Source organism: Henriciella barbarensis (assembly GCF_003576345.1).
GTDB lineage: Bacteria > Pseudomonadota > Alphaproteobacteria > Caulobacterales > Hyphomonadaceae > Henriciella > Henriciella barbarensis.
Map to the genome: position 1 here is coordinate 347,453 of NZ_QWGB01000014.1, position 25,474 is coordinate 372,926.

A 25,474-nucleotide genomic window follows, 5' to 3' on the forward strand; every position below is an offset into this window, starting at 1 on the left:
CGAGTGAGGTCTATTCCTCGTCGTCGCTCATCAGCTCGTCGCGTGAGACTTTCTCCTCGTCAATCTTGACCGTCTCGAGCAGGTGATCGACCACCTTGTCTTCGTAGATAGGGGCGCGCAGCTGTGCCATGGCGTTCTCATTCTTCTGGAAGAATTCAATCACCTGACGCTCCTGACCCGGATAGCGCTGGGCTTCGCGGATGAGGGCCTGCTGGACCTCTTGCTCGGAGATCTTGATCTCCTGAATACGGCCGATTTCGGCGAGCACGAGGCCGAGGCGCACGCGACGCTCAGCGATCTTGCGGTACTCGTCTTTCAGCTCGTCTTCTGACTTTTCCTTGTCCTCATCACTGACACGGCCGGCGTCCATTTCGGACTGAAGCTGCTGCCAGATCTGGTCGAACTCCATGTCGACCATCTTTGGTGGAAGCTCAAAATCATGCTTCTCATCAAGGACATCAAGGAGGTGACGCTTCGCCTTGGCGCGGGCCGCATTGTCGAGCTCCTGCTGAAGCTGCGTTTTAAGCATGGTCTTCAGCTCTTCGAGCGACTCAATGCCGAGGCCTTTGGCGAACTCTTCATCGACGTCCGGCTTCTTGGGGGCGCGAACTTCGTTGACCTTCACTTCGAAGACCGCCGCTTTACCAGCAAGATGCTCTGCCTGGTACTCTTCCGGGAAGGTGACTTCGACGTCTTTTTCTTCGCCGGTCTTCAGACCGACCAGCTGTTCCTCAAAGCCCGGAATGAAGCTACCGGAACCGAGCACGAGCGTGTGCCCTTCAGCGGCGCCGCCTTCAAACGGCTCACCGTCGATCTTGCCCACAAAGTCGATGACGACAGCGTCGCCGTCTTTTGCCTTCGCGGTCTTGCCGCGCGGCTCATACTTCATGTTGTTCTCGGCAACCTGACCAAGTGTCTCTTCAAGTTGCGCATCGTCAACTTCGGCAACTGGCTTCTTGATGGTGATACCGGACATGTCAGCCGGTTCGAAGTCCGGCATGATGTCGACATGCATGTGGTAGGCGAGGTCTTCTGAGCCCTCGATAACCTTTTCCATGTCGCTTTCCATGTGCATGTCTGGCTGTGAAGCAGGGCGGATCTCGGCGTCCGTAATCGCCTTCTCGCTCGTTTCCTTCATCACGGCTTCAACGACTTCGCCCATCAGGGACTGGCCGAACATCTTGCGCACGTGGGAGGCAGGCACCTTGCCTGGGCGGAAGCCCTTGAGGCGCATCTGCGGCCGGATTTCCTCGATCCGCGCTTCCAGGCGTGCCTTGAGCTCGCTGGCAGGCACCTTGACCTTGTACATGCGGCTCAGGCCATCAGACGTTTCGGTGCATTCCATTTTGTCATTCCTTATGCCGTCTAGCCCTGTGGCTTCAGGCTTTGGCGTTGGTTTTTCCTAGAAGCGGCGGTGTATGTCACAGCGTGTCTGGACTGTCCATGCATGGCGCTGAAGCAATTTCACATGCGCTGAAGCTGCCTCGGAGGCGGCTTCGCGCTTGCTGTGAAGTGGTGCGGATGGAGGGACTTGAACCCCCACGCCTCGCGGCGCCAGAACCTAAATCTGGTGCGTCTACCAATTTCGCCACATCCGCATGTGGGGTTAACCCAGAGATGGTCTCCTACTGGCGTGCCCTCGGCCTATCAAGCGCGTCTTGCATAAAATTCGCTCAGCAGGGCAGGCAGCGCGTCGGCGAGGTCTTCCGAAATGAGCCCCGGTCCGATCCGGCGGGCGAGTTCTCCATGGCACCAGGCACCGGCGCAGGCGGCGCGGTAAGCGTCCATGCCTTGCGCCATGAGGCCTGCAATCATGCCAGCCAGAACGTCGCCGCTGCCTGCAGTTGCGAGGAATGGCGAGGCGTGCCTGTTTGCGGTGAGGCGGCCGTCGGGTGCTGCAATCAGGGTCTCGCTACCCTTCAGAAGGACAATTGAACCGGAACGGGCGGCCGCGATGACGGTGGCTTCGGGGCGGGTGTACTGGTCCAGCAGGCCGGGAAACACCCGTTCGAATTCGCCATCATGCGGCGTCAGGACTGACGGGCGGGTAATGGCGTTGAAAAGGTCGTCCGTGCGGTCCTTGAACACAGTCAGTGCATCAGCGTCGAGGACGCTGGTGCCTGCATGTCTGAGCACCGCTAATGTGTTTTCACGGGTTTCGGAGTTCACCCCGGCGGCGGGTCCGATCAGGACGCCTCTGGTGCCTTCGGCGAGTTCTGCCAGCGCGTCTGGTGTGCTGAACGGCTTGATCATCACAGCCGTCTCATGGGCGGCGTTCACAAGTGTCGCCGATGGCGGGCAGAAGAGAGTGGCGAGTCCAGCGCCGATGCGAAGGCCTGCGCGGGCAGCAAGCCGAGCGGCACCGGTTGAGGCGGCGGGCCCGGTCACGACGCCTAGCGCGCCGCGTTTGTGCTTGTGGCCATCGGGTTCCGGCCAGGGCCAGAGCGGTAGCCAGAGGTCAGGGTGGTTGGTCTCAGCGGTGGAGGACGTCATCTCGGCCCTTCTTGGATACCTTGCCGGGGGAAAGTGTAGCGCTTGTTCCGGAAAATCATGGTGCAGTGACGGTGTACTGGCGGTGTTTCTGAGAGTGCTTTTCAGAGCACCCTGGTCGCCGCTTCGCTTCCGCGCCGTTCAACGCTGAGCTTGTCGCCCTCGCGCTTGAGGACGGTGACCGAGCAATGACCTGGACGGAAGCTGGTGACGAGGTCGCTTCCTTCGAGGTGACCGACAATCGTGTTGATCGCGATGAAGTGAGAAAAGACGACTGTGTCGTTTTCGATCGTGGCTAGGCGTGAAATGAGATCGCTGCGCCAGTCGGCTACCACGGTCGGGGCTGCGTCCCAGTTGCCGCTCATGAAACCGCGAAGCCATTCGACCCGGTCGCTGAGGCCTTCAAGTGTCGGGATTTCACTGACAGCGGGGTCGGTGGCGACCTGAAGTCCGGACGTGCTTGCAAACGGGCGAGAGGTTTCCTGACATCGGCGCATCGGGCTCGCAATGATCTGGCTGGCCGATTGCTTGCCCAGTTCTGCGGCGACCGCTTTGGCCTGCTTCAGTCCGAGTGCAGAGAGACCCGGATCCGGCGCGGTGCCCCAGCCTGCTTCTGCTTCACCGTGCCTGACGAAATAGATCATGTATTGCCTCGAACTGATTGTCTGGGCTGGCTGGTCGCCAGCTATGGCAACAAGCATCCAATGAAATCAGTTCCAGAACAACCGGGCAGTCAGGGCTCTGGTCTAAAGACCGTCGGAATAGGGGTCGAGACCGTGCGTGCGCATCACTTCATGGGCGCGTTGGTAAGCGACAGGTGGCTTGATGTTCAGCTCTTCGCGAACCTCGGCCAGCGGACGGGGCAGGAGGGCGATGATGTCCTGTTCAATCAGGCGCTTGGCGGTCTTGCCGTTCCGCCTGCCTTCCTTGATCACGCTTGGTATGTCGGCGTCTCGCGGCGCATGTTTTGCGACCTGGCGTCCACCCATGAAACAAATGAAGCTCACGCCAAGTCCGCCATGCTGGCTGTGGGTGAAGCCAAGCAATGCTGCTTCGCCAAGCGCATCACGGGCCATAGCCCGTCAGGATATGGTACATGTCATGCGTGTCGCGAAGGCGATTGCCGTACCAGAGCAGATCGTCTTTATAACCGCGCAGCTTTCCTGGGCGCTTTTCGCTCTCGGCGACGAGGCCGGCAGCAGAGAGGCCCTCGCGCTCCATAAATTCGACATAGGTGCGCCCGACGCTTCCTTCGGGAAGTTCATGAAGTGGCTCGTGATTATCAAGGATTGGCGGGAGGTGAAGACGCTTGGCGTATTCAGCCTGACCTGCAGGTGTGGCCATGAATCGTTCGAAGTCACGATGGGTGGCCTTGCCGTTCAGGGCTTCGATAATCTCGAAAACCTGTTCGGTGTCTTCCTTGTCCGCGATGAGCTTCTTCATGTGACGCCAGGCCTTGAGAGGCTGCAGGCGTGGGATCTCTCGGGCCGGATCGATATAAACGCTGGTCGTGGTCATGGATCAGGATAGGTCGCTAATGAATGGAAGCCCTTCATACTATGGGAGGCCGCCAAAAACAATGACGCAGGCGTCACTTTTATTGATCTCGGGCAAGATCGATTTTTGTGCACCCGTGCCGCAGAATTGGGCAACCAAGGCTGGGGAGGCTGCTTGCGCGCGCACAGGCAATCGACCTTGGCGACGACACTGATAGGTGTGACGCAACCACCTGACAGGAAGGATAAGGCAAGGCGATGAAAAAGATCGAAGCGATCATCAAGCCGTTCAAGCTCGATGACGTAAAAGAAGCGCTCCACGGTGTCGGCATGCAGGGGATGACGGTTACCGAAGCCAAGGGTTTTGGGCGCCAGCGTGGACACACTGAGCTTTACCGGGGCGCAGAGTACGTCGTCGATTTCCTTCCCAAACTTAAGCTCGAACTCGTCGTATCGGATTCCAGCGTCGCAAATGCCATCGAGGCGATCACAAAGGCGGCGCAGACAGGAAAGATCGGCGACGGAAAGATTTTCGTTTCTGAGGTGACAGAAGCAGTGCGCATTCGTACGGGTGAAACAGGCGACGGCGCTCTCTAGCCAGGCGCTCGTTTCAACGCACAAGACAAACAAATCAACAGGAGGGCTTAATGGCCGACAATCTCGTTAAAATGATGAAGGAAAAGGACGTCGAGTTCGTCGATCTCCGTTTCACCGATCCGCGCGGCAAAATGCAACACGTCACCTTCGACAAGGGCATGGTCGACGAGGACTTCTTTGAAGAGGGCCAGATGTTCGATGGCTCTTCGGTTGCTGGCTGGAAGACGATCAACGAGTCCGACATGCTTCTCATGCCGGACACCAGCACCGCGATCATCGACCCATTCTTCCAGCAGACAACGCTGGCAGTGTTCTGTGACATTCTCGATCCGGTCTCGATGCAAGCTTATGGCCGCGACCCACGGACCACGGCGAAGAAGGCAGAGGCCTATCTGAAGCAGGCTGGCGTTGGCACGACGGCGTATTTCGGTCCGGAAGCGGAGTTTTTCGTTTTTGACGACGTTCGCTGGGATACGGCACCGAACAAGACCGGCTATTCCTTCGATTCGACCGAACTGCCTTTCAACACCGGCAAGGAATACCCGACCGGCAATATGGGGCACCGCCCGCACACGAAGGGTGGCTACTTCCCTGTCCCGCCGATCGACTCCGAGCAGGACATGCGTTCAGAAATGTTGGCAGTCATGGGTGAGATCGGCCTTGAGCCGGAGAAGCACCACCACGAAGTGGCGCCTGCCCAGCACGAGCTCGGCATGAAGTTCTCCACGCTGACCCAGATGGCTGACCGCCTGCAGCTCTATAAGTATGTCATCCACAATGTGGCGCACCAGTATGGCAAGTCGGCGACCTTCATGCCGAAGCCTTACTTCCAGGACAATGGCTCGGGCATGCACGTGCACCAGTCGATCTGGGACGGCGACAAGCCGACATTTGCAGGCGACGGCTATGCAGGCCTGTCTGAGAACTGCCTGTTCTATATTGGCGGTATCATCAAGCACGCAAAGGCGCTGAACGCGCTGACCAACCCGTCGACAAACTCCTACAAGCGACTGGTCCCGGGCTATGAAGCACCAGTGATGCTGGCCTATTCGGCCCGCAACCGGTCTGCTTCGATCCGTATTCCCTTCGGCTCCAACCCGAAAGCAAAGCGCATCGAAACCCGCTTCCCGGATCCGACGGCGAACCCGTACCTCGCTTTCGCAGCCCTGCTTATGGCTGGTCTCGACGGCATCGAGAACAAGATCCATCCGGGCGATGCGATGGACAAGGACCTTTACGACCTGCCGCCAGAAGAGGCGAAATCCATCCCGCAGGTGTGTGGTTCGCTGCGTGAGGCGCTTGAATGCCTCGATGCAGACCGCGACTTCCTGAAAAAGGGCAATGTCTTCGACGACGATCAGCTAGACGCCTACATCACGCTGAAAATGGAAGATGTGGAGCGCCTTCAGCTTCACCCGCACCCGGTCGAATTTGACATGTACTACAAGGTATAAGACGAACTTGTAGCGACGCGATCATGCCGGGGCAGAAATGTCCCGGCATTTTCTTTTCTGCCGAGCGAGCTGTTTACAGTCTCGCAAAGCACTTGTGTGTAGAGTGCAATGGACAAATATGGGACTCTCTGCGACCACAGAGTCCGGAAAATTCGACAGACTAAAGCCAGGCTGGAACGCGATATATGAACATCGACCCTTACAACACCGCTCTCAATCTCGTCCCCATGGTTGTCGAACAGACAAGCCGCGGCGAGCGTGCTTTCGACATTTTCTCGAGGCTGCTGAAAGAGCGGATCATCTTCGTGACGGGCGGTATCGACGATGGCATGGCCGCGCTGATCACCTCGCAGCTTCTGTTCCTCGAGTCCGAGAGCCCGAAAAAAGACATCTCGATGTATATCAACAGCCCGGGCGGATACGTCTCCTCTGGTCTGGCGATCTATGACACCATGCAGTACGTCCGCTGCCCGATCTCCACCATGTGCATTGGTCAGGCCGCCAGCATGGGTTCGCTCCTGCTTGCTGCAGGCGAAAAGGGCATGCGTTACGCGCTGCCGAATGCGCGAGTCATGGTGCATCAGCCGTCCGGCGGCTATCGCGGTGTTGCAACCGACATTGAGCGTCACGCCGAGGAGATCCTCGAGCTCAAGCGCCGTCTCAACAACATCTATGTGAAACATACCGGCCAGGACTATGACACGATCGAGCGCAAGCTGGACCGCGACACGTTCATGACGGCTGAGGAAGCCAAGGAATTCGGGCTGATCGATCAGGTCTATGAACGCCGCAAGGATGAAGACACGGCATAGGACAGGCGGCCTGTGCATCTGCACTTGCGCAACCGGGTTCACCAAATAAGATTATTGTCTAGAGGGATTTCTCGCGCGGCATAAATCGTGCGTTAAAGGCTCCCAAGCTAAGAGGTAGCCATGACAAAGCAAAACGGCTCCGGCGATTCAAAGAATACGCTCTATTGCTCTTTCTGTGGAAAGAGCCAGCACGAAGTCAAAAAACTGATCGCTGGCCCCACCGTGTTCATCTGCGATGAATGCGTGGAGCTCTGCATGGATATCATCCGTGAAGAGAGCAAGGCAGCAGGCTTCAAATCGAAAGAGGGCGTTCCGAGCCCGCGTGAAATCTGCGACGTGCTGGACGATTATGTGATCGGTCAGAAGTACGCAAAGCGCATTCTCTCGGTCGCCGTACACAACCATTACAAGCGTCTCTCGCACGCCTCCTCCTCTGACGGGGTGGAGCTGGCGAAATCGAACATCCTGCTTGTCGGACCCACGGGTTGCGGCAAGACGCTGCTGGCGCAGACGCTGGCGCGCATCCTGGATGTGCCATTCACCATGGCGGACGCAACAACGCTGACCGAAGCCGGCTATGTTGGCGAGGATGTCGAGAACATCGTGCTTAAGTTGCTCCAGTCTGCCGACTATAATGTCGAGCGGGCCCAGCGCGGCATCGTCTATATCGATGAGATCGACAAGATTTCACGTAAGTCCGACAATCCGTCGATAACGCGCGACGTGTCGGGTGAGGGTGTCCAGCAGGCGCTTCTGAAGATCATGGAAGGCACGGTTGCCGCTGTGCCGCCGCAGGGCGGACGCAAGCATCCGCAGCAGGAATTCCTTCAGGTCGACACGACGAACATCCTGTTCATCGTTGGCGGTGCATTTGCCGGTCTCGACAAGATCATCTCCTCGCGCGGTGAAGGTACACGCATCGGCTTTGGCGCCGATGTGAAAGATCCGGATGCGCGCGGCGTGGGCGAAGTGCTCCGCGATACCGAGCCTGAAGACCTTCAGCGTTACGGCCTCATACCTGAGTTCATCGGCCGCCTTCCCGTCATCGCGACGCTGGAAGACCTGGACGAGCCAGCGCTGATCGAGATTCTGACCCAGCCGAAGAACGCGCTGCTGAAGCAGTATCAGCGCCTTTTCGACATGGAAGACGTCGAGCTGACCTTTACCGAGGAAGCCCTCACGGCGGTTGCCCGCAAGGCGATTGCCCGCAAGACCGGCGCACGCGGTCTGCGGTCCATCATGGAGGGCATTCTGCTCGACACGATGTTCGACCTGCCGACGCTGCGCGGTGTCGACGAGGTCGTTGTTAATGGTGAAGTCGTAGAAGGACACGCCGCGCCACTTTACGTCCACGCCAAGCAGGCCAAGCCGAACGAAGCTTCCTGACGTCAGAATTACAGGAAATGCGACACGACGGCCTGTTCAACACTGCTTGAACAGGCCGTTTTTGTTGCCACATCATTCTCAGAAGGCCGGAATCGTCGAACTATATGTGACGCCCGGCCGGATCGCTGCTGAGCAGGATCCATTTTCCTTAGAGGAGGCATAAATGCCCAAGAAAACCCTCCCAGTACTGCCGCTCCGGGATATCGTGGTCTTCCCAGACATGGTCGCCCCGCTTTTTGTCGGCAGGGACAAGTCTGTTGCTGCGCTGGAAATGGTCGATGAAGGCGAGAACGAGATCATGCTCGTTGCGCAGAAAGACCCCTCCACCGATGAGCCGACCGGCGACGACGTTCACGCGCTTGGTACGGTCGCGACAATTCTGCAGCTCCTGAAACTGCCAGACGGCACGGTCAAAGTGCTCGTCGAAGGCTCTTCACGTGCGCGCATCGTTTCGTTCAATGATCGCGACACCTATTTCGACGCTGACGTTGAGCTCGTTGAGCCGGAAGAAGGCGATACGGGTGAAGTGCAGGCTCTGTCGCGCGCTGTGATCGACCAGTTCGAGAACTATGCGAAGCTGAACCGCAAGATCCCACCGGAGTCGGTTGCGACGGTTTCCCAGATCACGGAAGCCGGCAAGCTGGCCGATGCGGTTGCCTCACAGCTCCAGGTCAAACTCTCCGACAAGCAGGAACTGCTCGAACTTTCGAATGCGCGCGAGCGCCTCGAAAAGGTCTTCGCTCTCATGGAGGGCGAAATGGGCATGATGCAGATGGAGCGGAAGATCAAGAACCGCGTCAAGCGTCAGATGGAGAAGACCCAGCGCGAGTATTACCTGAATGAGCAGATGAAGGCCATTCAGCGCGAGCTTGGCGATGCGCCAGAGGGCGAGCGCGACGAGGTTTCAGAGCTCGAGGACAAGCTGCGGGAAGCCCCGCTCAGCGAGGAAGCCCGCACCAAGGTTGATCAGGAGCTGAAGAAGCTTCGTCAGATGAGTCCGATGTCGGCTGAGTCCACAGTTGTGCGTAACTATCTCGACTGGATGGTTTCGCTGCCATGGGGCAAGCGCACGGATATCTCAACCGATCTCGACAAGGCCGAGACCCAACTTGACGAGGACCATTATGGTCTCGAGAAGGTCAAGGAACGCATCATTGAGTATCTTGCCGTCCAGAAGCGGACCAAGAAGCTCAAGGGTCCGATCCTTTGCCTCGTCGGCCCTCCAGGTGTTGGTAAGACCTCGCTCGGCAAGTCGATCGCTGAGGCGACGGGCCGCGAATTTGTTCGTGTGTCGCTTGGCGGCGTGCGTGACGAGAGCGAGATCCGCGGTCACCGCCGAACCTATATCGGCTCCATGCCGGGCCGGATCATCCAGTCGATGAAAAAGGCCAAGACCGGCAATCCGCTCTTCCTGCTGGATGAGATAGACAAGATGGGGATGGACCATCGCGGCGATCCGGCCTCTGCGCTTCTCGAAGTGCTCGACCCGGCGCAGAACTCGACGTTCAACGACCACTATCTGGAGGTCGATTATGATCTTTCAGACGTCATGTTCGTGACGACGGCGAACTCGCTGAACATGCCGCAGCCACTTCTCGACCGTATGGAAGTGATCCGTATCGCGGGTTACACCGAGGACGAGAAGCTGGAGATCGCAAAGCGTCACCTCTTCACGAAGATCCGCAAGGATCACGGCCTCGCAGACAGCGAGTGGCAGGTGGACGACGGCGCGATCCGCGACCTCATTCGCTACTATACGCGTGAAGCCGGTGTCCGAAGCCTTGAACGCGAGCTGGCCAAGCTTGCCCGTAAGGCGGTGAGGCAAATCGCGCAGAGCGACAAGACGGTGATCAGCATCACGTCGGAAAACCTCCACGACTTCTCCGGTGTGCGCAAACACCGCTATGGCCTCGCAGACGATGAGGACCAGATTGGAGCGGTGACGGGCCTTGCCTGGACCGAAGCTGGCGGCGACCTGCTTACCATCGAAGCGGTCAAGATGCCGGGACGTGGAACCATGAAGGTCACCGGTAACCTCCGCGATGTGATGAAGGAGTCCATTCAGGCGGCGAGCTCGCTGGTGCGTTCGCGGGCGGTCATGGTCGGTATCAAGCCGAGCCAGTTCAACACGACCGACATCCACGTGCACGTTCCGGATGGCGCCACGCCAAAGGATGGCCCCTCTGCCGGTATCGCAATGACGACGGCGATCGTATCGTTGCTGACCGGCAACCCGGTACGGCGCGATGTGGCGATGACGGGTGAGGTGTCCTTGCGTGGACGAGTTCTGCCGATTGGTGGCCTCAAGGAAAAACTTCTCGCAGCCCTGCGCGGTGGCATCAAGAAGGTGCTGATCCCACAGGAAAACGAGAAGGACCTCGATGAGATCCCTGATGTGGTGAAGGAAGGCCTCGAGATCGTTCCGGTGACGGACATCAATGAGGTGTTCTCACACGCCCTCGTTCAGCCTCTGGCAGAAATCGAGTGGTCGGATGCCGATGAAGCGGCGCTGCAGGCTTCGCTTTCCGGCAAGCCGGGCGACGGCGAGGCGACGGTCCGCCACTAGGCAGAAACGCCCCGGATAGCACCTAATGAGACGGCCCCTGCAGAGATGCTACAGGGGCCGTCTTGCATTTCGGGCAAGGGTGAAGCAAAAGGCGCAAGAGGGGCGGTTAGCTCAGTTGGTAGAGCATCTCGTTTACACCGAGAGGGTCAGCGGTTCGAGCCCGTTACCGCCCACCATTTTCTCCTGTCACTTCTGGCGTCGCCAGGCGCGGTAAGCTGCGATCAGGCAGGCAATGCCAAGTCCGAGTGCGGCGAGGGCGAGAAAGTGCATGTCTGATCTCCGGACGAAGGCTTCAAAGCACCAATATAGAACGAGGAGCGGCGCTTTGCCTTGGCGAATTGTGCCGCAACCGCACTATCAGGCAGCAGCGCTGTCGCCATTGTGGCGCTGACGCGCCGACTCGACGTCTGCTACCATATTTTCAAACTCTGCCGGCAGGGCAGGCGAGGTCCTCTCTACACCGAGATAGGCGACAACGTCGTCCATGGTCACGCGGTCGCGTTTGCGGCTGGCAAATCGTGCGATGATCCGCACCATCGCGGTGGGTTTTCCGTCACGGATGAAGTCGTGCTGCAGACACATATAGGTATCCGTCCAGCCGATGAGACGTGTCTCAATCTCAAAGCGGTCGCGCCAGCTCAGCATCCTGGAAAATGTAACAGATTCAGCGCAGACGACGGGAAACCATCCGCGCTTCCTGAGCTTTGGCCACGTGCCTGTCCGGACGATATAGTTGATGACGGCAAGATCGCTGAAGGAGAAGTACCGGCTATTGGTCATGTGCGCGAACATGTCCTGATCGGTCAGCATCACGCGTGACCGCAGGCGTGTCGTATCGAACAGGCTGACGCGCGGCCGGGCGAAATTGGCGCGTAGAAAAACGGAAAGCAATCGAAAGAAAAGGTTCATGGCACAACCTGCAAAAGTTATTACAGGCGTCTATGCATTTTTTGAACCAGATCTGCGTTGAAATTGACGATGTGAGAGACCGCTTCGTGTGAGAAAATTGCGCCGGTATACCACGTTGAATTTTGCCCCTGGATGGCGCGCATGTCGGTTAGCAGGCCGCCAGAGATCGCCTCGGGACGGTACTGGGCGAAATACTTCCACATTTTCTGCAGGATAACGTTCGTTACGTTGGCACCGCGTTTCTGCACGCCGGCGCGAAGCAATTCCTGAAGTTCAGAAGAAGTATAGTCGCCTGTCAATTGTCCTGCGAGGTAGAGGTCTCCACCGAGTTCTGGCTCAAACCCGTCGTGTCTCGCTGAAAGGAGTTGGCCGCGCGCTGCGCCCGGCACGACAGAATCCTTGAACGCCTCGACATGAACGTCGGTGAACCAGTCGTCTGCCGCAAGCAGCGTTGTCGTGTACCCGTTCCAGTCGACCGACTGTGCGATTTTGATTTCGAGCTCAGTCGCGGTTGTCATGCGGCTGAACTCATCGAGTGGAATTGCACAGACAATCAAATCGAAATCATGTGTTGTCCCATCCTCAACGGTGAGAGCTGGCCGGGAACCTGACCGGTCTATAGCGCTGATCCTGGAGTTCAGTCGAACGTCAAGGTCGCGCGCAATCCGCCGCCAAAATTCTGTCCACCCTTCTATGGGCATCTTGAGCTGTTTCAACAGCCCCGTGAAAATCAGGTTCATGTCGTTCCAGCGCAGGGCCTGCACGGTTGGAACCTCGTCAATGAAGCCGTAGGCAATGTTCGTCGTGGAACGCAGCATGAAGTTCTCGATTTTCCCGAGCTTTCGTGCGCGCAGCCATTCCTGTATAGGCATCGCAGCCTCGTCGAGGGCAGCTTGCGTTGGCTCTTCTACATCAAGGGCTGCTTCGAGTTTCTGCTTGTCCCGCCAGTACCGCATGACCTGAAGGGTGAGAGCGGGGCCAGCGCCGGACTTCACGAATTTCATGAAATCATCGCCTTCGAACCGCTGGTCTCCAAGTGGAGACATCGGCATCCGAAGTTCTTTCATCCAGCGATTTGTGATTCGATGCGAGAACGTGGCGTAGCAAGTTCCCATCTCGACGACGTTCTGGCCGTGATAATAGGTAAAGGATTTGCCGCCCGGCTCACTGAGCGCTTCGAAGACAACGGGCTCAAATGCGCCTGTCTCTTTCAGCATTCGCGCAATGCTAAGGCCGGCCGGACCGCCTCCAATAATGCCGACGCTCTTCAAACTACTCACGCTTACTGGCCCACTCTTACAGAAGCTATACCCATAGCGGAAAGCAAGTCTTGGACGCGCGCAAGGGTAGAACTACAAATTCATTTCAAGATACGGGTCTTAGCGGAATTTTTGCCACAGTTTTGGGAGCGATTAACTAAATACCGTTACGACCGCTGTGTGATGCACAGATCCCAAGATCCGTCTGAGACCGTAATGGCACTATTTGGTCGCCTACCAAAGGGGACTGAGGGGCTGCAACAGCAGATCTATGCGCAACAGCAGGCCATGGTCATCAAGAACCAGCTTGCTATGGGTCTGATCAACATTGTGAACGGCCTTCTGGTCGCGGTCGGTGCCGCGTCGCATGCTCCATTGCGCAGCATTCTGATCTGGTATTTGCCGATCATGCTTATGGGGATCGTTCAGGTCTTTTCCTGGCTGAGCTTCAGAAAAAGGCCAAAACCAGAAACGGTGAGTGGTAGCTATCTGCGCAAGGCCGAACTGGCTGCCTTGGCGATTGGCACGATCTGGGGCGCGGCATCTCTGATGCTCGCAAGCAATGAGAGCGATGCGCACCTCCTCTTTGTATGGATGATGCAGGCAGGCATGGCCGCGGGTCTAACGAGCATTCTCGGCCCCGCACCACGAATAACGTCCCGCTTCGTTTTCGCCTGTCTGTTCCCTGTGACCGTAATGAATTTCGTGCGCGGGGGAGATTATGCTCTCACGATCGCTGTCCTGGGGACTATCTTCATGGCGGTTCTGGTGCATGGAAGCATCAATAGCTATCGACAGCTAAAGTCTCTCGTTTCGACAGTTCACGAAAGCAACGGTGCGCGCGAGCGGCTTGCTGATGCGATCGAGTCGTCGAATGACGCCTTTGCGTTCTACGATGCCGAAAACGATCTCCTGATCGCGAATGCGCGACACCGCGACTGGTTTGCCGGTGAAACGCCCGACTATTCAAAGGAGGGCGAGGACAGCGTTCCTGTTCTTCTCGACAGCGGGCGCTGGTTGATGCGTTCGACGCGCAAGACCAGCAAGGGCGGGGCGGTTGTCGTCCATACTGATATCACGGCATTGAAGACCCGCGAACGAGAACTGATCGAAGCGCAACGTGAGGCTGTTGAGGCGGATGAAGCCAAGAGCCGGTTCCTCTCCACGATGAGCCATGAGCTGCGCACGCCGATGAACATCATTCTCGGCTTCTCCAAGCTGATGAAGGGGGAGTCGAAGATATCGCTGTCACCGGAAGATGTGCGCGAATATTCGGACAATATTCATGCAAGCGGCACGCACCTTCTGAAGCTCATCAACGACATCATCGATTACTCAAAGGTTGGTCTGGAGCGGATGCCGGTTCACTCGGTGGAGCTTGATACGCGGGCGCTGCTCTCTGAAGCCATCACTCTCGCAGCGGGCTTTGAGGGCAAGGCTTCTACGGATGAATTCGATGTCAGTGTCTCAGCCAAGCTGAGTATGCTGTACGCAGATGAGACGGCAACGAAGCGGGTCCTCATCAATCTGGTGACGAATGCCATCCGGTTTAACGAGCCGGGCAAGAAGATTGTGATCCGGGCCGGTGTAGACCCAGATGGGGCGCCGTTTATTGCCGTACGCGATTTCGGTCAGGGCATTCCGGAAGGCAAGCTGGAGAAAGTGTTTGACGCGTTCTATCAGGCCGACAGCCATCTCGACCGCGACCATGGCGGGACCGGTCTTGGTCTTACGCTTTGCCGTCACCTGGCGCGTCTGATGTCCGGTGATGTTGTGCTCAAGTCCCGTATTGGTGTTGGTACGACGGCCATCCTGACCCTGCCGCCATCGGCAATTGGCAAGAACTCGTCACGTGCTGCGCCAAGCGAGGATGACGAGTGGATTGGACCGATCGAGCGCGACGTCGCCTGATTTTCAACTACCTACCAGTAGGCGTCCAGCTGTTCAGCAATCTCGAAGGCAGGCCGGCCCATTGCTGGAGACGTCCTAAGTCCAATCATGGCGGACCCATCCAGCGCTGAATCCTTGCCGCTATCCTCATGCCAGCGTGTGCCCGCCACGAATCCGAAATCCAGGCTGGACAGGAACTGACCGAACTCAAGTTCGCGCTCATCCTTGAAGAGTGGTAGCCAGACGAGGAAGACAGCCTTGGGCCAGCGCTTCATGGCGCGTGGTATCCAGGCTGCCAGTTCTTCCATGTCGCGCTCGGTCTCGTAACTTGGGTCGAGAAAGACGAATGCGCGCTCGTGGCTACGCGGCTGCAGCTTCAGAGCACCATTATAGCCGTCATCCTTGATTGCACGCGCACGCTTCTCGTCACCAAGGCTTTTCACAAGCTTATCGTATTCTGCCGGGTGGCGTTCAAAAAAGATCATGCGGTCATTGTCGCGAAGGCAGTGGCGCGCAATCTCTGGGGAGCCGGGATAGGCTGCCGGGGTCGCTTTGCGCACATGATCGAGCCATGGCCTCAACAGGGCAGGCGGGTTCTTGTCGGCCAGAAGACGCAACACGCCTTCATCTGCCTCAGCCGTCTTGCGAGAGAGCTTGTCAGAGAGATCATAAGTGCCGGCAGCCGAATGGGTTTCCATGTAAAGCCATGGATGGGTCGCTTGCCGAGCGATGTTCAGAATTGAAAACAGGACTGCGTGCTTGAACACGTCAGCCCTGTTTCCGGCATGATAGCCATGCTGATAGGAGAGCAAGGCTTACTCGCCGTCTGCTTCTGAGAGGGACGCCTCGCGGGCGGCCTCGAACTCATTGCCTTCATACCAGGTCGGCCAGTCATCGGAGTTGATGATTTCGAGCCCGACTTCGTAGAGCGCGGTCACGTCTTCAACCATGCCTTCGAGGTTCCAGTCTTCGGAATACTCATCCATCGGCTTGTGGTAGCGCTGCGCGGTGTAGGTATCGGCAGCGGCCCGTCCAGCAGCGATGCCGCCATCGCGCTTGTCGATCCCGCCATCAGCGTAGAGCATTGGCACGCCCTTCTTGGCGAAGGAAATGTGGTCAGAGCGGTAGAAAGAGCCAGCTTCGGGACGCGGATCCGGCTCGACGACGCGGTCCTGGGCTTCCAGCTTGGCTTCGAGGATATCCTCAAGCTCTGATGCGCCGTACCCGACCACGACCATTTCCCTGGTGCGACCGACTGGCAGCATGCCATCCATGTTGATGCCGGCGACGACCTTGTTCAGCGGAACGGTCGGGTTGTCAGCATAGTAGGCAGAGCCGAGCAGGCCCGATTCCTCGAGGGTTACGGCAACGAACAGTCCAGAGCGCGGATGTTCTTCAGCCGCCATGGCTTCCGCGATTTCGAGAAGCGCGGCAGAACCAGTCGCATTGTCGACAGCGCCGTTGAAGATGTCGTCTTGGTAGAAGTCCTCGGTTGGTGCGCCCGTGCGCTCCTCGGTCTTCTTGCCGAGGTGATCCCAGTGCGCGGTGAAGAGGACATACTCATCGGGGCGCTCGGTACCCGGCAGAACGCCGACCACATTGCGCGAATCCATCGTATCGACGGTCTGCACGATATTGCCGGTGACAGTGAGGTCGCCCATGTCGACGGCCTCAAAACCTGGCTCTTTCGCGGCGGATTTCATTTCTTCAAAGTCGAGACCGGCGTCGGTGAAAAGGGTCTCGGCAACGTCGCGTGTGATCCAGGATTCGAAGGTCGTGCGGCTGGCGCCGCCATCGCCGCGAACAAGATCTGCCTGTGCGCCGGACCAGGAGTTGCGGACGACTTCCCAAGGATAGGAAGCTGGCTCGGTTTCATGGATCACGATGGCGCCGGTCGCACCCTGGCGTGCCGCTTCCTCGAATTTGTAGGTCCAGCGGCCATAATAGGTCATCGCCTTGCCGTTGAAGAGATCATCGGTGTCACGCGCGAAGCCCGGATCGTTGACCAGCATTACGACCGTCTTGCCCTCGACATCGAGGTCTTCATAGTCGTTCCAGTCATATTCGGGGGCGACAACGCCATAGCCGACAAAGACCAGTTCGGAGTCATCAAAAGCGAATTCGGTCCCGTTCTGGCGCTTGGTCCAGAGGACGGCGTCTTCTTTCAGGGTGAGTTCCATCGGCTCACCCGAAGAGAGGCCGTTAATTGTCATGCCGGAAACAGATTCGTCGAGCGTTTGCTCGACCATGCCGACAGTCTGGAACCAGCCGCCATCCTCACCGCCTGGCTCAAGACCGACGCGTTCCATTTCGCGGGCGATCCAGAGGGCGGAGTTTTCACCGGCTTCGCTGCCAGGGCCGCGGCCTTCATAGGCGTCGTCTGCAAGCGTTGCGACACGCGTGCCGATATCTTCAGCGGTGATCTCTGTAGAGGTGTTTTCCGGAAGTGGAAGGATGAGCTCGGAGTCCTCGAAAGACGCTGACTGACCCATACCTTCAGCTTCCGCTTCGACGTTTGCGTCAGCCTGGTTGGTGTCTGTCTCGTCCGCAGGAGTGGCCGGGTCGGCGCACGCCGCAAGGGCGAGAAGCGAAACGGCAGGCCAGAATGTACGCATCATGAAAATCTCCTGATTCAGTATATGGCGGTGTTGTGACACAGGCGCGCGAGCCCCACAAGAAACGGCGTGGAGGCTGCTGCGCTTGTGTCGGTCTGCGCCCGGCAGGGGGATATACTCATCTTCTCCGTCGGGGAGCGAGAAGCGCGTGTCTCGCCAGTTACGCGCAATGGAGTCGGTCCATCCTGCACGCGCTTCATCGATCATGTCCTGCCGGCTAGCGACAAGGTTCCAGTCAATTATTCGCGGGCCGTCCATGGTCTGGCCACCGGCCAACATGAGTTGGCTATTGGGAGCAACGGCGACCTGAACAGTCTGGCCGGGTCTCAGGATAATCATGGAGCCGTCGCTATAGTTCTTGCCCGCGATGTCTACCGATCCGCCAGCGACATACACCGCGCGTTCGTCGGCAGCATCGGCCGGTATTTCGAAGTCAGCGCCGTCGGTCGCGGTCAGGCCTAGATACCAAATGCCCCACGGAAACTCGACAGGAGAACGATGCCCCCAGGCTTCGCCAGCAAGGAGCTGTGCACGCGCGCCGCCCAGGTCGAATTCAGGTAGCGTCTCCTTGGGGTGATGCGCGAAGGAAGGCGGGCAGTCCTCATGCGTTTTCGGCAAGGCGACCCAGGTCTGTATGCCGTGCATGCGCATGCCCGAGGCGCGCTCTTTATCAGGCGTGCGCTCTGAGTGGACGATACCGCGGCCAGCAACCATCCAGTTTACCGCGCCGGGCCGAATAGTGATGTCAGAACCGACGGTATCCTTGTGCGCGATGGCGCCTTCGAAGAGGTAGGTGACGGTGGCAAGACCAATATGTGGATGCGAGCGGACGTCAAAGCCCTTGCCCGGCGGATATTCTATCGGACCAAAGTGATCGAAGAAGATGAACGGGCCGACCATACGGCGTTTGTGAAAGGGCAGAACGCGCCTGACCTTGAATCCGCCGCCCAGGTCACGCGCTCGCGCTTCAATTACAAGGTCCACGGGATCAATCATGCGCGTACATCCTTGTCTTGCGGCGTCAGGTCTCCATCTTGGCGCAAGTGACCGCTGACCTGAATACCTATCTCGAAGAATTGAGGGCCTGTCGCATTTGCGCGGGTCAGATGCAGCGCTTTCCCAACCCGATCGTCCGGGCCGCGCCGGGTGCGCGCATTCTGATTGCAAGCCAGGCGCCCGGCAATCTGGCTGACCGTTCGTCAAAGCCATTCGCAGACCCCTCGGGCGTACGCCTGCGCAACTGGATGGGGGTGAGCGAGGCCGAATTTTACGACGAGTCTCGAATCGTTATTGCGCCGATGGGCTTCTGCTTCCCCGGTTACGACAGGAATGGTGGTGATCTGCCGCCGATGAAGGTCTGCGCACCGACCTGGCGACCCGGTTTGCTGGAACGTCTGCCTGACCTTGAACTGGTGTTAGCGATCGGCGGCTATGCTCAAAGGTGGCATCTTGGGGCAAACGCCTCGAAGACGCTCACTGAAACGGTTCGGAACTGGCGCACTCATCTAGAGACCGGTATTCTCCCAACACCTCATCCAAGCTGGCGCAACAATGCGTGGCTGAAGAAAAACCCGTGGTTCGAGACGGACATTCTGCCTGTCCTCCGTCAGAGAGTGAGAGATCTGCTTTGAGATGGCTGACTTATCTTTTCCTGCTTGGACTTTGCGCCTGCGCCACGCCGAAGATGCAGGGTGCGCTAATGTCTGATCAGCCAATTGAGGCGAAACTCATTCTGGACAAATCCACCTTCATCAGCTCAGATGGCGCTGAGCTCGGGCTTACAGTCTGGCCGGCCGAAGCTGCGTCCGAGAAGCCCGCGCATGTCATCATCGGCGTACACGGTATGAATGATTATGCCGAAGCGTTCCATATGGCCGCGCCCTGGTTCGCAGAGCGGGGCGTGACGACCTATGCCTATGACCAGCGTGGTTTTGGCCGGTCGCCACAGCGGGGAGTCTGGCCAGAGCCAGAGCTGATGCGTGAGGATCTGCGTCAGGCCATCCGACTGGTGCGAGAGCGTCATCCAGACGCAACTTTGACCCTTGTGGGCGTCTCCATGGGCGGCGCGATGTCGATGACTGCGTTTGCAGGGCACAATCCGCCGGTTGGCGTTGACCGGCTTATCCTGTCGGGGCCGGGCCTTCGCGGCTGGGGGGCCATGAACTGGCTCTATCGCGGTGCGCTCTGGGTATCTGCCCATAGCCGACCTGGCTGGGTCGTACGCCCGCCGCGCGGCGTGAAGATTGAGCCGTCGGACAATATCGAGATGCTACGCCGAATGTTGGAAGACCCTCTGCGCATGACAGATAATCGGATCGACCAGGTCTATGGCGTGGTGGCGCTTATGGAGGAGGCGCACCTTGCCGCGCCGGGGCTCCCGGCCGACATGCCGACCTTGCTAACCTATGGAGCCAGGGACATTGTGATCCCGCCTGCAGGCGTGAGACGCACGATTAAGACCTTACCACCCCACGTGCGTACGGCGTACTACCCCAATGGGTATCATATGCTGCTGAGAGACCTTCAGGCGGAAACAGTTTACGCGGATATGTGGGCGTTCATGCAAGATCCTTCTGCGCCTTTGCCGTCCGGCGTTGCAAGCATACCCACGAAGTGAACGAAGCAGTTGACCGCGCAATCAAGAGCGCTAAGGCCGGGGCGTGACAGTCAGGAGAATATCCATGTTCGACCATCCTTCCTTCGACGGCCATGAGAGTGTCCATATGTTCGAGGACAAGGCGAGCGGTCTGAAGGCCATTATCGCTGTTCATTCGACGGCGCTTGGCCCGGCTGCGGGTGGTTGCCGGATGTGGAATTACGCGACCGGCGAGGAAGCGCTGCGCGACGCCTTGCGTCTCTCAAAGGGCATGAGCTTCAAGAATGCCATGGCGGGGCTTCCGCTTGGTGGCGGCAAGTCCGTCATCTGGGGTAATTCAAAGACCGACAAGTCGCCGGCTCTGTTTGAAGCTTTTGGCCGCGCGATCCAGTCTCTGAACGGAAAATACTATACCGCCGAAGATGTCGGGATCAGTACCAGGGACATGGAGATCGTCGCGACGCAGACGAAGTATGTCGCGGGTCTCGATCAGGGCGAAGCCGCCAGCGGCGATCCATCGCCGATCACGGCACTCGGCGTCTATCGCGGTATCAAAGCCAGTGCCAAGCGCGCCTTTGGCAGTGATGACCTGTCGGGCCGCCGGATCGCGGTACAGGGTGTGGGCCATGTCGGCGGCTATCTCTGCGACCACCTCGCCGAGGAAGGCGCAGAGTTGATCATCGCAGATATTGATGAGGCGCTTCTGAAAGAGGTGTCTGAGCGTACTGGCGCTAAGATCGTTGCGACCGACGAAATCTATGACCAGCACGTCGACATTTTCTCTCCGAACGCGCTTGGCGCCGTCATCAATCCGGAAACGCTGCCGCGCCTGAAGGCGCGTGTCGTTGCAGGCGGTGCAAACAATCAGCTGTCCATTGCGGAGATGGATGTGGCGCTGCGTGACCGCGGCATTCTCTATGCGCCTGACTATGTCATCAATGGCGGCGGCATCATCAATGTGGCGGCCGAAATTTCAGGCGCGTATTCGCGTAACTGGGTGATGGGCAAGCTGAACGTGCTGATCGAGACGCTGGAAGAAGTGCTGGACGAAGCGCTAAAGCAGAATGCGCCGATCAATGAAGTGGCTGAGCAGATTGCACGTACACGGATCGCGAACGCAAAGTCAGCCTGATTAATCCATTCAGTTAAATGCCGAACAAATAAAAGCGTCAGTCCGCGGACTGACGCTTTTTTGTCGTATGGCCCGTACCGTAATGCTCTGGCCGGGCTATCGGTTACTTACCGGCATTAGCGGCGAAGGGACCACCAGCCGCGTCGCTTGGGCTTTTCGTCCTTTTTGGACGCTTCTTCTTTCTGTTGGTCTGCCGGCTTCTCGTCGGTCACCAGGACAGGTTCGCTTGCGATCGGCTTATCTTCTTCAAAGACGGCTGATGTTTTCGCAGGCGCGGGCTCTTCAGCTTTTTCTTCGGTGGCAGGCTCTGCGGCCACAGCTTCAGGCGTTTCTTCCTTCGGCTCAGGCTTCGCTTCGACCGGAGCTGGCGCTACGTCCGGCGTAGCCTTCGTCTCTGCAGCCTGCTCATCGCCGTTAGATGTTTCGGCTGTGGTCTCGGCTTCTGCTTCGGTGTTCTTCGGCTTCCCGTTGCGCTTGCCGCCTCTGCGGCGTGAACGTGACCGACGCGAACGAGGCTTCTCATCCTGTTTGTCGTCAGAACTTTCCGCGTCATTGCCATTATCGTCTGACGAACCATTGCTATCGGCTGCGTCCTGCTTGACCGCATCAAGTGCCACGGTCTTTGCTAGCTGCGGCTGGGATGCCGTGGCGCGGCTCGCCTCGTCCGGGTCGGGCAGGGCAGGCGGTGTTTCGTCCAGCATGGCCGGGGCGCTATGGGCAAGGCCATCGAGAAGCGCGCCGCCATCGAGAGGAACGATCGGGTTTGGCTCACGGCGTCTGCGGCGACCGCCGCGGCGGCCACGGCGTCTGCGCTTGCGCGATCCGCCAGACTGGTCGTCATTATCCGACTGATCGTCAGCGGCGGCTTCATTGTCGGCATCTTCTTCGCCGTCAATATCGGACGCGTCAGCCTCTTGGGTGTCGTCCTCAGCGCTGGCATCTTCTGCCTCATCTGGCAGTTGGTCGTCATCCTCATCACCGATGATGTGGCGGCTGCGATCCTGTTTACGATTGCGGCGCGACTTCTGGTTCGGGTCTTTTTCCGCATCAATGCGGAAGTCGCCCGGCAGAAGTTCGTCAGACGAGCTGATCGAGATCGCAAAACCGGCGACCTCCTCAATGTCGGTAACAGCTTCACGCTTGTTGTTCAGCAGGTAGAGCGCGACGTCAGTCGGTGCGTGAACGGTGATGGATGAAAGACCACCACCAGCCGCGCGTGCTTCGAGCGCGCGCAGGAGCTGCAGTGCTGCTGACGGGACGGAACGGCGACGGCCAGTACCGTTGCAAGCTTCGCATGGGTCGGATGTCGCCTGGAGCACACCTGCGCGGCGGCGCTGGCGCGAGATTTCCATAAGCCCGAACTGCGAGATCTTTCCGCACTGAACGCGCGCGCGGTCGATCTTTAGGCAATCCTTGAGCTTCTTCTCGACAGCCCGGTTGTTCTTGTTCTCCTCCATATCGATGAAGTCGATGACAACGAGGCCTGCAAGGTCACGCAGGCGCATCTGGCGACAGGCTTCCTCGGCCGCTTCCAGGTTGGTACGCAGAGCGGTCTGCTCGATATTGCGTTCCTTGGTCGCCTTGCCGGAGTTCACGTCGATAGCAACGAGCGCCTCGGTCTGGTTGATGACGAGGTAGCCGCCGGACTTCATCTGCACCGTGGGGGAGAAGATGGAATCAAGCTGGTCCTCGACCGATTCAGAGACGAAAAGCGGGGCAGCGGACTTCCACTGTTTCACCTTACGCGCCTGCGTCGGCATGATCATCTTCGAGAGGTCTTTTGCCTCGCGATAGGCCGATTGGCCCTGAATGATGACTTCCTCGATGTCCTTGTCGAACATGTCACGCATGGCGCGGTGAACGAGGCCGCCTTCTTCATGGATGATGCAGGGCGCAATCGATTCCATGGTCCGGTGACGGATATTGTCCCAGAGCTTCTGGAGATACTCATAGTCGCGGCGAATGTCGGTCTTGGTACGTTTGGCGCCAGCCGTCCGTACGATCAGCCCCATGCCGTTGGGCACGTCGAGGCTGGACATGATTTCCTTCAGGCGCTTGCGGTCTGCACCGTTTGTGATCTTGCGGGAGATGCCGCCGCCACGTGGGGTGTTCGGCATGAGGACGCTGTAGCGACCCGCGAGTGACAGGAAGGTGGTGAGGGCGGCGCCCTTGTTGCCGCGCTCTTCCTTGACGACCTGAACCAGCATGACCTGCCGGCGGCGGATTACTTCCTGGATCTTGTAGCGCTTCGAGCTCGATTGAGGCCTTGGCTTGGCAGCTGCTGCTTCGGCGGCCGCTTCATCGGCATCTGAATCTTCTTCGCCGTCATTGTCTTCATCATCGATGTCGCGTTCGTCGTCGACATCGTCTTCATCTTCCTCAGCGGCGGCGCGGGCCGCATCCTGAAGCAGCGCTTCGCGGTCTTCCTGAGGAAGCTGGTAGTAGTCGGGATGGATTTCGCTGAAGGCGAGGAAACCGTGGCGGTTGCCGCCATACTCGACGAAACAGGCCTGAAGGGATGGCTCTACGCGCGTGACTTTCGCGAGATAGATGTTGCCCCTTAGCTGTTCCTTGCCTGCGGTTTCGAAGTCAAAGTCGTCTACGCGTCCGTCCGAAACGAGCGCCACCCGGGTCTCTTCCGGGTGGACCGCATCGATCAGCATCAATTTGCTCATAGCTTATCGCCTTGTGATCTGGCGGCGCGGCGCGGTAATTGACCGTGCTGCAGCGAACGCCAGTTAAGTTGTGACGGGATATCCTGCGCCAGCGCGTCTGCGCGCCAGTAGGCGCTAGTCTCGACGATGCTTTCAGTGGCGAAAGATACATTACAAGTTGTTCCGTGTCCGATCAGGCCATGCACGGACTATTGATCCGTTCGCATACCATCTGGGAAATGGTCTTGGCCTCCAAATAGAGGTCTGTCCGACCATGCCGAAAGCTGAGCCTAAAGAAAAGCTATAAAATCAGAGAATAGCAAAATAGGCAGTGCCAGCAGCGACAGTAAACGCTTGATTAATGAAGGGTGTGCACATTTCCCGTCACGCAATAAAGTCAATTTCCAGCAGGCTGTGGGCGAGATGTTTCGAGCGTTTTTTCTACTCATCGGGTTCCTGGCGGGCATGATCAGTCATGCCTATGCAACCGAAATCAATGAGATACGGGTCGAGGGGGCAGGGGAGTATATCCGAATCACTCTCGCAGCCGATGGCGAGCTGGCGCACGGTATTTTTTCGCTCAGTGATACAGGAATGCGGTCCATCGCTGTTGATCTCCGTGACTTCCGTCTCGATGAAATGGCTGAAACGCCGCCTCCAGCGGGCGCTGTGACCACCTACGAGGTGTCGCCGCGTGGTATCGCTTTTCATCTTTCTCATGCTGTCACCGTGTCGCGCGCCCTGAATATCGGCCCGACCGTGTCAGATCCGCGTCATCGGCTTGTGATTGACCTCGTGCGGGTCTCTCCAGACCGCTTCGACAGGGACGCGGCCATCGACCTGGACCGCAGAGCCGCCTTCAGCGGCGGGCAAGTGCCCGGCGCCGAAGAGACGACGCTGGCATCGCTTTCGCCAGTGAAACAGGTAATCGTGATCGATCCGGGTCATGGCGGCCGCGACCCCGGCGCACTGGCTACTGATTCGACCCGCGAAAAAGATGTGGTCCTGAAAACAGCGCTTTCGCTCAAGAGTGCACTTGAGGCGAGTGGGCGCTATACCATCCACCTTACGCGCGATGACGATACCTATGTCGAACATGAAGACCGGGTGACGATGGCCCGCAACTGGGGCGCCGATCTCTTTATTTCGATACATGCCGACGCAGCGGCCAATCGCTCTGTCGCCGGGGCGACGGTCTATACGCTCAATTCCCGGGGGCAGAACCGTGTTGATCCGGTGGCGAACAAGTATGGGTGGCACCTGCCGGTCGAGGATGGGACATCGAACGAGGTTGCAAGCATCCTGACCGACCTCACCAAGCGCGAAACCAAGACCAATTCGGCCATCTTTGCCGAAATTCTTATTCCTGAGCTGGCTTCTGCCGGGCCGATCGTCCGAAACAGTCACCGGCAGGAAAACTTCTTCGTCCTTTTGGCGCCTGATGTGCCGGCCGTGCTGATCGAGGTGGGCTTCCTGACAAACCGCGCCGATGCGGCGAGACTGGCATCCGCTGATGGACGGGAGCGCTCGGCGAAAGCGATTGCACGTGCGATCGACGCCTATTTCGACCGTTCGGCGGCGCACACTGCAGTAAATTAGCGTCTTTCGACTTTCGTCT

20 protein-coding genes and 2 tRNA genes are annotated in these 25,474 nt (G+C 58.3%); 11 read left to right on the top strand and 11 right to left on the bottom strand.

Features of this window, described 5'->3' with window-relative positions:
* Nucleotides 1-10: 10 nt before the first annotated feature.
* The 6 genes from tig to D1224_RS16700 form a co-directional block, all read right to left on the bottom strand.
* Nucleotides 11-1,345, bottom strand: a complete 1,335-nt coding sequence (gene tig, locus D1224_RS16050) for a trigger factor (protein WP_119380935.1) — start codon at nucleotides 1,343-1,345, stop codon at nucleotides 11-13.
* 168 nt (nucleotides 1,346-1,513) lie between these two features.
* Nucleotides 1,514-1,598, bottom strand: a tRNA-Leu gene (locus D1224_RS16055).
* Between the two features lie 49 nt (nucleotides 1,599-1,647).
* Nucleotides 1,648-2,493, bottom strand: a complete 846-nt coding sequence (locus tag D1224_RS16060) for an NAD(P)H-hydrate dehydratase (protein ID WP_119380936.1) — start codon at nucleotides 2,491-2,493, stop codon at nucleotides 1,648-1,650.
* A 101-nt stretch (nucleotides 2,494-2,594) separates the two neighbouring features.
* On the bottom strand, nucleotides 2,595-3,191 hold the full coding sequence (locus D1224_RS16065; protein ID WP_233350588.1) for a histidine phosphatase family protein: 597 nt from the start codon (nucleotides 3,189-3,191) through the stop codon (nucleotides 2,595-2,597).
* A 45-nt stretch (nucleotides 3,192-3,236) separates the two neighbouring features.
* A complete protein-coding gene (locus D1224_RS16695) occupies nucleotides 3,237-3,566 on the bottom strand; it encodes a hypothetical protein (protein WP_233350589.1) in 330 nt (109 codons plus the stop codon).
* Entirely contained in the window at nucleotides 3,556-4,008 is a 453-nt protein-coding gene (locus D1224_RS16700; RefSeq protein ID WP_233350590.1) for a ubiquinone biosynthesis protein COQ4, read from the bottom strand. Before D1224_RS16700 ends, D1224_RS16695 begins: the two co-directional genes overlap by 11 nt.
* A gap of 236 nt (nucleotides 4,009-4,244) precedes the next feature.
* Here D1224_RS16700 and D1224_RS16075 point away from each other — a divergent pair, with 236 nt between their 5' ends.
* The 6 genes from D1224_RS16075 (at nucleotide 4,245) to D1224_RS16100 (ending at nucleotide 10,977) form a co-directional block, all read left to right on the top strand.
* The gene (locus tag D1224_RS16075) at nucleotides 4,245-4,583 is read left to right on the top strand and encodes a P-II family nitrogen regulator (protein WP_119380937.1); all 339 of its coding nucleotides are present in this window, start codon (nucleotides 4,245-4,247) and stop codon (nucleotides 4,581-4,583) included.
* A 50-nt stretch (nucleotides 4,584-4,633) separates the two neighbouring features.
* The gene (gene glnA / locus D1224_RS16080; protein ID WP_119380938.1) at nucleotides 4,634-6,037 is read left to right on the top strand and encodes a type I glutamate--ammonia ligase; all 1,404 of its coding nucleotides are present in this window, start codon (nucleotides 4,634-4,636) and stop codon (nucleotides 6,035-6,037) included.
* A gap of 185 nt (nucleotides 6,038-6,222) precedes the next feature.
* Nucleotides 6,223-6,849: an ATP-dependent Clp protease proteolytic subunit gene (locus D1224_RS16085; protein ID WP_119380939.1), complete on the top strand. Its 627-nt coding sequence runs from the start codon at nucleotides 6,223-6,225 to the stop codon at nucleotides 6,847-6,849.
* A 120-nt stretch (nucleotides 6,850-6,969) separates the two neighbouring features.
* A complete protein-coding gene (gene clpX, locus D1224_RS16090) occupies nucleotides 6,970-8,235 on the top strand; it encodes an ATP-dependent Clp protease ATP-binding subunit ClpX (RefSeq protein ID WP_119380940.1) in 1,266 nt (421 codons plus the stop codon).
* A gap of 163 nt (nucleotides 8,236-8,398) precedes the next feature.
* Entirely contained in the window at nucleotides 8,399-10,801 is a 2,403-nt protein-coding gene (gene lon / locus D1224_RS16095) for an endopeptidase La (RefSeq protein ID WP_119380941.1), read from the top strand.
* A 100-nt stretch (nucleotides 10,802-10,901) separates the two neighbouring features.
* Nucleotides 10,902-10,977: transfer RNA gene (locus D1224_RS16100), tRNA-Val, on the top strand.
* Between the two features lie 181 nt (nucleotides 10,978-11,158).
* On the opposite strand, the gene D1224_RS16105 is transcribed toward D1224_RS16100, so the two are convergent.
* Together D1224_RS16105 and D1224_RS16110 are read right to left on the bottom strand one after the other, a co-directional pair.
* On the bottom strand, nucleotides 11,159-11,710 hold the full coding sequence (locus D1224_RS16105; RefSeq protein ID WP_119380942.1) for a thioesterase family protein: 552 nt from the start codon (nucleotides 11,708-11,710) through the stop codon (nucleotides 11,159-11,161).
* 20 nt (nucleotides 11,711-11,730) lie between these two features.
* Nucleotides 11,731-12,990 carry an FAD-dependent oxidoreductase gene (locus D1224_RS16110; RefSeq protein WP_267897106.1) on the bottom strand — a complete coding sequence of 420 codons (1,260 nt, stop codon included), beginning with the start codon at nucleotides 12,988-12,990 and terminating at the stop codon, nucleotides 11,731-11,733.
* A gap of 195 nt (nucleotides 12,991-13,185) precedes the next feature.
* On the opposite strand from D1224_RS16110, the gene D1224_RS16115 reads away from it, so the two are divergent.
* Nucleotides 13,186-14,880, top strand: coding sequence for a sensor histidine kinase (locus D1224_RS16115; protein ID WP_182482343.1), 1,695 nt, complete (start codon nucleotides 13,186-13,188; stop codon nucleotides 14,878-14,880).
* A gap of 11 nt (nucleotides 14,881-14,891) precedes the next feature.
* Here D1224_RS16115 and rlmJ read toward each other — a convergent pair whose 3' ends face one another.
* Entirely contained in the window at nucleotides 14,892-15,671 is a 780-nt protein-coding gene (rlmJ, locus tag D1224_RS16120; RefSeq protein WP_119380945.1) for a 23S rRNA (adenine(2030)-N(6))-methyltransferase RlmJ, read from the bottom strand.
* 3 nt (nucleotides 15,672-15,674) lie between these two features.
* Nucleotides 15,675-18,470: a M28 family peptidase gene (locus tag D1224_RS16125; protein ID WP_119380946.1), complete on the bottom strand. Its 2,796-nt coding sequence runs from the start codon at nucleotides 18,468-18,470 to the stop codon at nucleotides 15,675-15,677.
* Nucleotides 18,471-18,580: 110 nt separating this feature from the next.
* Between D1224_RS16125 and D1224_RS16130 the strand changes: the two genes are divergently transcribed.
* The 3 genes from D1224_RS16130 (at nucleotide 18,581) to D1224_RS16140 (ending at nucleotide 21,202) form a co-directional block, all read left to right on the top strand.
* Complete coding sequence (locus tag D1224_RS16130) at nucleotides 18,581-19,105, top strand: uracil-DNA glycosylase family protein (RefSeq protein WP_233350591.1); 525 nt, start codon at nucleotides 18,581-18,583, stop codon at nucleotides 19,103-19,105.
* A gap of 68 nt (nucleotides 19,106-19,173) precedes the next feature.
* Nucleotides 19,174-20,091, top strand: coding sequence for an alpha/beta fold hydrolase (locus D1224_RS16135; RefSeq protein WP_233350592.1), 918 nt, complete (start codon nucleotides 19,174-19,176; stop codon nucleotides 20,089-20,091).
* 64 nt (nucleotides 20,092-20,155) lie between these two features.
* Entirely contained in the window at nucleotides 20,156-21,202 is a 1,047-nt protein-coding gene (locus D1224_RS16140; protein WP_119380949.1) for a Glu/Leu/Phe/Val family dehydrogenase, read from the top strand.
* Nucleotides 21,203-21,318: 116 nt separating this feature from the next.
* On the opposite strand, the gene D1224_RS16145 is transcribed toward D1224_RS16140, so the two are convergent.
* Nucleotides 21,319-23,877, bottom strand: coding sequence for a ribonuclease E/G (locus D1224_RS16145; protein ID WP_119380950.1), 2,559 nt, complete (start codon nucleotides 23,875-23,877; stop codon nucleotides 21,319-21,321).
* A gap of 444 nt (nucleotides 23,878-24,321) precedes the next feature.
* On the opposite strand from D1224_RS16145, the gene D1224_RS16150 reads away from it, so the two are divergent.
* Nucleotides 24,322-25,455 (top strand): N-acetylmuramoyl-L-alanine amidase family protein, encoded by a 1,134-nt coding sequence (locus D1224_RS16150; RefSeq protein WP_182482344.1) that lies wholly within the window; start codon nucleotides 24,322-24,324, stop codon nucleotides 25,453-25,455.
* Nucleotides 25,456-25,474 lie beyond the last annotated feature (19 nt).

What these genes read in the sequence shown, in the direction of transcription:
- D1224_RS16105 (WP_119380942.1), bottom strand. Translation starts at nt 11,710, where the DNA reads ATGAACCTTTTCTTTCGATTGCTTTCCGTTTTTCTACGCGCCAATTTC.
- D1224_RS16065 (WP_233350588.1), bottom strand. Translation starts at nt 3,191, where the DNA reads ATGCTTGTTGCCATAGCTGGCGACCAGCCAGCCCAGACAATCAGTTCG.
- lon (WP_119380941.1), top strand. Translation starts at nt 8,399, where the DNA reads ATGCCCAAGAAAACCCTCCCAGTACTGCCGCTCCGGGATATCGTGGTC.
- D1224_RS16085 (WP_119380939.1), top strand. Translation starts at nt 6,223, where the DNA reads ATGAACATCGACCCTTACAACACCGCTCTCAATCTCGTCCCCATGGTT.
- D1224_RS16695 (WP_233350589.1), bottom strand. Translation starts at nt 3,566, where the DNA reads ATGGCCCGTGATGCGCTTGGCGAAGCAGCATTGCTTGGCTTCACCCAC.
- tig (WP_119380935.1), bottom strand. Translation starts at nt 1,345, where the DNA reads ATGGAATGCACCGAAACGTCTGATGGCCTGAGCCGCATGTACAAGGTC.
- D1224_RS16700 (WP_233350590.1), bottom strand. Translation starts at nt 4,008, where the DNA reads ATGACCACGACCAGCGTTTATATCGATCCGGCCCGAGAGATCCCACGC.
- D1224_RS16075 (WP_119380937.1), top strand. Translation starts at nt 4,245, where the DNA reads ATGAAAAAGATCGAAGCGATCATCAAGCCGTTCAAGCTCGATGACGTA.
- D1224_RS16130 (WP_233350591.1), top strand. Translation starts at nt 18,581, where the DNA reads ATGCAGCGCTTTCCCAACCCGATCGTCCGGGCCGCGCCGGGTGCGCGC.
- clpX (WP_119380940.1), top strand. Translation starts at nt 6,970, where the DNA reads ATGACAAAGCAAAACGGCTCCGGCGATTCAAAGAATACGCTCTATTGC.
- D1224_RS16150 (WP_182482344.1), top strand. Translation starts at nt 24,322, where the DNA reads ATGATCAGTCATGCCTATGCAACCGAAATCAATGAGATACGGGTCGAG.
- D1224_RS16135 (WP_233350592.1), top strand. Translation starts at nt 19,174, where the DNA reads ATGTCTGATCAGCCAATTGAGGCGAAACTCATTCTGGACAAATCCACC.
- D1224_RS16125 (WP_119380946.1), bottom strand. Translation starts at nt 18,470, where the DNA reads ATGATTGATCCCGTGGACCTTGTAATTGAAGCGCGAGCGCGTGACCTG.
- D1224_RS16115 (WP_182482343.1), top strand. Translation starts at nt 13,186, where the DNA reads ATGGCACTATTTGGTCGCCTACCAAAGGGGACTGAGGGGCTGCAACAG.
- D1224_RS16060 (WP_119380936.1), bottom strand. Translation starts at nt 2,493, where the DNA reads ATGACGTCCTCCACCGCTGAGACCAACCACCCTGACCTCTGGCTACCG.
- D1224_RS16140 (WP_119380949.1), top strand. Translation starts at nt 20,156, where the DNA reads ATGTTCGACCATCCTTCCTTCGACGGCCATGAGAGTGTCCATATGTTC.
- D1224_RS16145 (WP_119380950.1), bottom strand. Translation starts at nt 23,877, where the DNA reads ATGAGCAAATTGATGCTGATCGATGCGGTCCACCCGGAAGAGACCCGG.
- glnA (WP_119380938.1), top strand. Translation starts at nt 4,634, where the DNA reads ATGGCCGACAATCTCGTTAAAATGATGAAGGAAAAGGACGTCGAGTTC.